This is a genomic window from Mesorhizobium sp. M7A.F.Ca.MR.362.00.0.0 (genome assembly GCF_004023175.1).
In the GTDB taxonomy this organism is placed as follows: domain Bacteria; phylum Pseudomonadota; class Alphaproteobacteria; order Rhizobiales; family Rhizobiaceae; genus Mesorhizobium.
On record NZ_RZTF01000414.1, the window covers coordinates 1 to 5,484 of the forward strand.

At 60.0% G+C, this 5,484-nt stretch carries 6 protein-coding genes; all 6 read left to right on the forward strand.

Features of this window, described 5'->3' with window-relative positions:
• The first annotated feature begins 367 nt into the window (after positions 1-367).
• Positions 368-604, forward strand: a complete 237-nt coding sequence (locus EOC06_RS31645; RefSeq protein ID WP_010909609.1) for an Lrp/AsnC family transcriptional regulator — start codon at positions 368-370, stop codon at positions 602-604.
• 171 nt (positions 605-775) lie between these two features.
• Positions 776-2,188 carry a circularly permuted type 2 ATP-grasp protein gene (locus tag EOC06_RS31650; RefSeq protein ID WP_023812984.1) on the forward strand — a complete coding sequence of 471 codons (1,413 nt, stop codon included), beginning with the start codon at positions 776-778 and terminating at the stop codon, positions 2,186-2,188.
• Between the two features lie 88 nt (positions 2,189-2,276).
• Positions 2,277-3,218, forward strand: a complete 942-nt coding sequence (locus EOC06_RS31655; RefSeq protein WP_128309639.1) for an alpha-E domain-containing protein — start codon at positions 2,277-2,279, stop codon at positions 3,216-3,218.
• Between the two features lie 85 nt (positions 3,219-3,303).
• Positions 3,304-4,098 (forward strand): transglutaminase family protein, encoded by a 795-nt coding sequence (locus tag EOC06_RS31660; RefSeq protein ID WP_127273300.1) that lies wholly within the window; start codon positions 3,304-3,306, stop codon positions 4,096-4,098.
• Between the two features lie 132 nt (positions 4,099-4,230).
• Complete coding sequence (locus EOC06_RS31665; RefSeq protein ID WP_013531816.1) at positions 4,231-4,962, forward strand: peptidase; 732 nt, start codon at positions 4,231-4,233, stop codon at positions 4,960-4,962.
• A 101-nt stretch (positions 4,963-5,063) separates the two neighbouring features.
• A partial coding sequence (locus EOC06_RS31670; protein ID WP_245470256.1) for a pyridoxal-dependent decarboxylase occupies positions 5,064-5,484 on the forward strand: 421 nt, incomplete at its 3' end.

Consider the following 5,484-nt stretch of genomic DNA (forward strand, 5'->3'; position numbering starts at 1 on the left):
GTCGATGACGGACTGGCCCGCCTTGATCTCGGCATCGCCGGCCAATACCGACGACGCGAAGAGGAATGGAACGACTGCGATTGCGAAAAAGGCGCGGCGCATGGCCTGTCTCCGTTATCCCGCGAAATATCTTCCCTCGAAATGCTGCTGTCCGAAGACACATCATAACATACGCTTGGCAGCGCATCGCGGTTTCAGCGATTGCGAATATTCACTGGCGATCGGTGACAAGTTCCACGCCAGTGGCGGAGTTGCAGCAGGCGGTAGCCTAGGCCCGAGCCGGCTGAGCATTCATTCCAGCGCTTGAAAGCCCGCCTCCAGTCTGCCAGAAGGGCCGCTGGACTTGGACGTTTAGCGGGACGAAGCCATGAAGGCGTTTTTCGTGCAGATCAAATGCGAGCTCGGCAAATCCTATGAGGTTGCCAGCGCGCTTGCCGATGCCGAGATCGCCTCGGAAATCTACTCCACCGCCGGCAATTACGATCTGCTCGCCAAATTCTACGTCGACGACGAGGAAGACGTCGGCCATTTCGTCAATGAGAAGGTGCAGATTCTCCCCGGCATCAAGGACACGTTCACCGTCGTCACGTTTCGCGCTTTCTAGCCTGGAAACGCATTTGCCCGGGCACGAGGCAAAGGCTGATCAAGGTCATATTTCACCTGCCTCAATTTTAGGCAGGCGCAACATACTGATCGCCCGTATCTCCCAAATCACCGATTGCGCTTGATTTTCTCCGGCGACGTCAGTGAAATGGCGTCACAGGGGAGTATGCGATTGGCAGCGTTCGATGAAATGCTTCCGGAAGTCTCCGGATTGAGAAGACCGTATTCGGCTTATGATCGCTGGCTGAAGGAGCAGGATCCGGCCAGGCTGACCGAGAAGATGCAGGACGCCGAACGCGTCTTCCGCAAGACCGGCATCACCTTCGCCGTCTATGGCGAGCAGGAAGCTTCCGAGCGGCTGATCCCGTTCGATATCGTTCCACGCATCATTTCAGGCAATGAATGGCGGCGCCTCACGCAGGGCATCGAGCAGCGCGTGCAGGCGCTAAACGCCTTCCTCGACGACATCTACCACCGCCAGGAAATCCTGCGCGCAGGGCGCGTCCCCAGGGAATTGATCGCCAGGAACGAGGCCTTCCTGCCGGAGATGATCGGGGTCAGGCCGCCGGCCGGCGTCTACACCCACATCATCGGCGTCGACATCGTCCGCATCTCGGAGGACGAATTCTACGTGCTGGAGGATAATGCGCGCACACCGTCGGGCGTCTCCTACATGCTGGAGAACCGCGAGACGATGATGCAGCTGTTCCCCGAGCTGTTCCAGAAGATCAAGGTACGGCCGGTGGAAAACTACCCGCAGCTTCTGCGCCAGTCGCTGGCGGCGGTGCGGCCGCAAAGCACCAAGGGCGCGCCGACCATTGCGGTGCTGACGCCCGGCAGCTTCAACTCCGCCTATTTCGAACACGCCTTCCTCGCCGACCAGATGGGCGTGCAGCTGGTCGAAGGCCAGGATCTGCGCGTCGTCGACGGCCATGTCGCGATGCGCACGACCGAAGGCTACAAGCAGATCGATGTGCTCTACCGACGCGTGGACGATTCCTTCCTCGATCCGCTGACCTTCCGACCGGATTCGGCGCTTGGCATACCCGGTATCATGGATGTCTATCGGGCCGGCAACATCACCATCGCCAATGCGCCGGGCACCGGCATCGCCGACGACAAGGCGATCTATTCCTACATGCCCGAGATCATCGAATTCTACACCGGCCGCAAGGCGATCCTGGGCAACATCCCAACCTGGCGCTGCTCGGAGCCCGACAGCCTGAAATACGTGCTCGAGCACATCGACGAGCTGGTGATCAAGGAAGTCCATGGTTCCGGCGGCTACGGCATGCTGGTCGGGCCGGCTGCGACCAAGAAGGAATGCGAGACCTTTGCCAAGAAACTCCAGGCAAAACCTTCGAATTACATCGCCCAGCCGACGCTGGCGCTGTCGACATGCCCGATCCTGACGGAAAAGGGGCTGGCGCCGCGCCATGTCGATCTCAGGCCTTATGTGCTGGTCTCCGACCGCATCCAGATCGTGCCGGGCGGCCTCACGCGTGTCGCGCTGAAGGAAGGCTCGCTGGTCGTGAATTCCTCGCAAGGCGGCGGGACGAAAGATACTTGGGTGCTGGATGATTGAGACGAGCAGGGGGACGCAGCAATCATGAGACGCATTCCCTATTCGCTACTCGCTACTCGCTACTCGCTCAAAATCGGGGCACGTTGATATGCTTCTCGGCCGCACCGCCAACGGGCTTTACTGGATGAATCGCTATATCGAGCGGGCGGAGAACATGGCGCGCTTGGTCGATGCCGGTTTGCGCATGGCGCTGACTCGTACCCAGAGTGCCTCGGAAGAGTGGAATTCGGTGCTGCTCAGCGCCGGTTCCGACGTCACCTTCAGCCAGAAATATTCTGACTATACCGCGGCCAACGTCGCCGACTTCCTGTTGCGCGACACGTCGAACCCGTCGAGCACGATGGCGTCGATCGAGACGGCCCGCAACAATGCCCGCATGGTGCGTACCGCGCTGACGCGCGAAACCTGGGAAAGCATCAACGAAGCCTGGATGTCGCTGAAGCGGATGCTGGCCAAGCCGATCGACGAGCGCGACCTGCCCAGCGTACTCGACGCCATCAAGCGCGAGACGGCGCTGATCCGCGGCTCGTTCTACGGCACCATGCTGCGCAACGAAATCTTCGACTTCTCGCAGCTCGGCACCTATGTCGAGCGCGCGGACAACACGGCGCGCATCCTCGACGTGAAATATTATGTGCTGCTGCCGTCGATCTCCTGGGTCGGCTCGACGCTCGACAATTATCAGTGGGAATCGATCCTGCGTTCGGTCTCGGCGCATCGCTCCTACCGTTGGGTCTACGACGCCGATTACAAGCCGACCAACATTGCCGACTATCTGATCCTCAATGTCCGCATGCCGCGTTCGCTGATGTTCTGCTATCGCTTCCTGTCGGAGCACCTGAAATTCCTTGGCGACGATTACGGCGAACGCCATGCCTGCCACGCAACGGCCGAGAAGACGCAGACAATGCTGAGAGCCGGGTCGATCAAGGGCATATTCGACGCCGGGCTGCATGAGTTCCTGGCGAATTTCATTCGCGACAACACCAAGCTGGGCGAAGAGATCGCAAAAAATTACCGGTTCAATTGAGCATGGTCCCGAAAGGTGGGAGCCGGTTTTCTCAGACAAATGAAACCGTTTGTCCGGAGATCGTGCTCACAAACGGAATAGAAGCATGCGGCTGAAGATCACCCATCGGACCGAATACCGCTACGACGCGCCGGTGCACTATCTGTTGCAGCGGCTGCGGCTGCTTCCGGTCAGCGGGTCGACGCAGACCGTTCTGTCCTGGGCCTTGACCATCGAAGGCGCGCGCGAAGAAGTTCGCTTTGTCGACCATTTCGGCAATGACACAAGGCTGCTAAGCGTCGAGGGCGAGCGCGACTTCATCACGGTGGAAGCATCAGGCGAAGTGGTGACACGCGACACCGCGGGTGTCTCGGGGCCGCACCAGGGCTTTACGCCGCTCTGGCTGTACAGCCATGAGACGCCATTGACGGTGATCGGCAGCGGTATCCGCGAACTCGCCGCATCGGTCGGCAAGGGCAGCGACATCGAAAGGCTGCACCGGCTGATGGCTGTCATCGGCGAGCGCGTTGTCTACACGCCCGGCACCACCAGTGCGACGACGCCGGCGGAGGAAGCCTTGGCGCTGAAAACTGGGGTCTGCCAGGATCATACCCATATCTTTGCCGCCGCGGCGCGTGCCATGGGCTTTCCGGCCCGCTATGTCAGCGGCTATCTGATGCTGGAAGCCACGGTCGAGCAGGCGGCCAGCCATGCCTGGGCCGAGGCGCATGTTTCGGGTCTCGGCTGGGTTGCCTTCGATGCCGCCAATGGCATTTCACCCGACGAGCGTTATGTAAAGGTGGCAACGGGCCGCGATTACCGCGACGCCACGCCGGTGTCGGGAATTCGGCTGGGACAGGCGGAAGAACAGCTTGCGGTCACCGTCACGGTGGAGCAGTAATCCTCGCAAGATTGCTGCCGAGCGATTCATCGTTTCAAGGAAACGCCGAACCGCTCTATCCCCTTGTTTTAACGCAATTCCGGACGGAAAACCGCTTCACACTTTTCCTGGAATTGCTCTAGAAGAGATTCCATGACCTATTGCGTTGGCCTGAAGATCGATCGCGGGCTCGTGTTCATGTCGGACACGCGCACCAATGCAGGCATGGATTCCATCTCTACCTTTCGCAAGATGCATGTCTGGGAAGAGCCGGGCGAGCGCGTCATCGTTTTGATGTCGGCGGGCAATCTGGCGACGACGCAGGCCGTGGTCAGCCTGCTTGACGAGCGCACCAAGGCGATCTCCGAAAGACATTCCACGCTGCTCGAAACGCCGTCGATGTACCAAACGGTCCGCATTGTTGGGGACACGGTCAAGGAGGTCATCGCCAATTCGTCACCCGCCGGCGAGAAGGCGGATTCCTATTTCAATGCGTCCTTCATCCTCGGCGGCCAGATCAAGGGCAGCGAGCCGCGCCTGTTCATGATCTATCCCGAAGGCAATTTCATCGAATCGACCGATGACACGCCGTTTTTCCAGATCGGCGAGACCAAATACGGCAAGCCGATCATCATCCGCGCCTACGAAAAGACGATGAGCCTCGCCGAGACGGTGAAGCTGCTTTTGGTGTCGTTCGATTCGACGTTGAAGTCGAACCTGTCCGTCGGCTTGCCGCTCGACCTGCTGTTCCTGGAGAAGGACGCCTTCAAGGTCGGATTGAAGAAGCGGATCGGCCAGGACGACCAGTATTACCGCACGATCTCCGACGGCTGGTCGAATGCGCTGAAGACGGCCTTTGCCAGCCTGCCGGATTTCCCGGGCTGAGGCGTGCGGCATCCGTTGTCGGTTGCATCTATTTCACGCGTTAATTAATAAAGAGACCAGCCGCGATGGATGGTGGCGGTGGATCATGTCGGGAGGACAGGATGAACAACGATGATTTCCGGCAATGGTCGCGCCGCGCCGCCGACTGGGGCGCCGACTACCGCAATACGCTACGCGAGCGGCCGGTGCGGCCGCTGGTCGAACCGGGCGACATTTTTCGAAGCATTGAGGCTTCTCCGCCCGAAGACGCCGAGCCGATGGACCGGATCTTCGCCGACTTCGAAGAGAAGATCCTGCCGGGAATGACGCATTGGCAGCATCCACGCTTCTTTGCCTATTTCCCGGCCAATGCGGCGCCGGTCTCGGTGGTGGCGGAATATCTGGTTTCGGCGATGGCCGCGCAATGCATGCTGTGGCAGACGTCACCGGCAGCGACCGAACTCGAAACGCGCACCGTCGACTGGATGCGCCAGGCGCTCGGCCTGTCGGAAGGTTTCTCGGGCGTGATCCAGGATTCAGCCT

Coding starts and splice junctions, on each gene's coding strand:
- EOC06_RS31645 (WP_010909609.1), top strand. CDS start 368: ATGAAGGCGTTTTTCGTGCAGATCAAATGCGAGCTCGGCAAATCCTAT.
- EOC06_RS31655 (WP_128309639.1), top strand. CDS start 2,277: ATGCTTCTCGGCCGCACCGCCAACGGGCTTTACTGGATGAATCGCTAT.
- EOC06_RS31660 (WP_127273300.1), top strand. CDS start 3,304: ATGCGGCTGAAGATCACCCATCGGACCGAATACCGCTACGACGCGCCG.
- EOC06_RS31665 (WP_013531816.1), top strand. CDS start 4,231: ATGACCTATTGCGTTGGCCTGAAGATCGATCGCGGGCTCGTGTTCATG.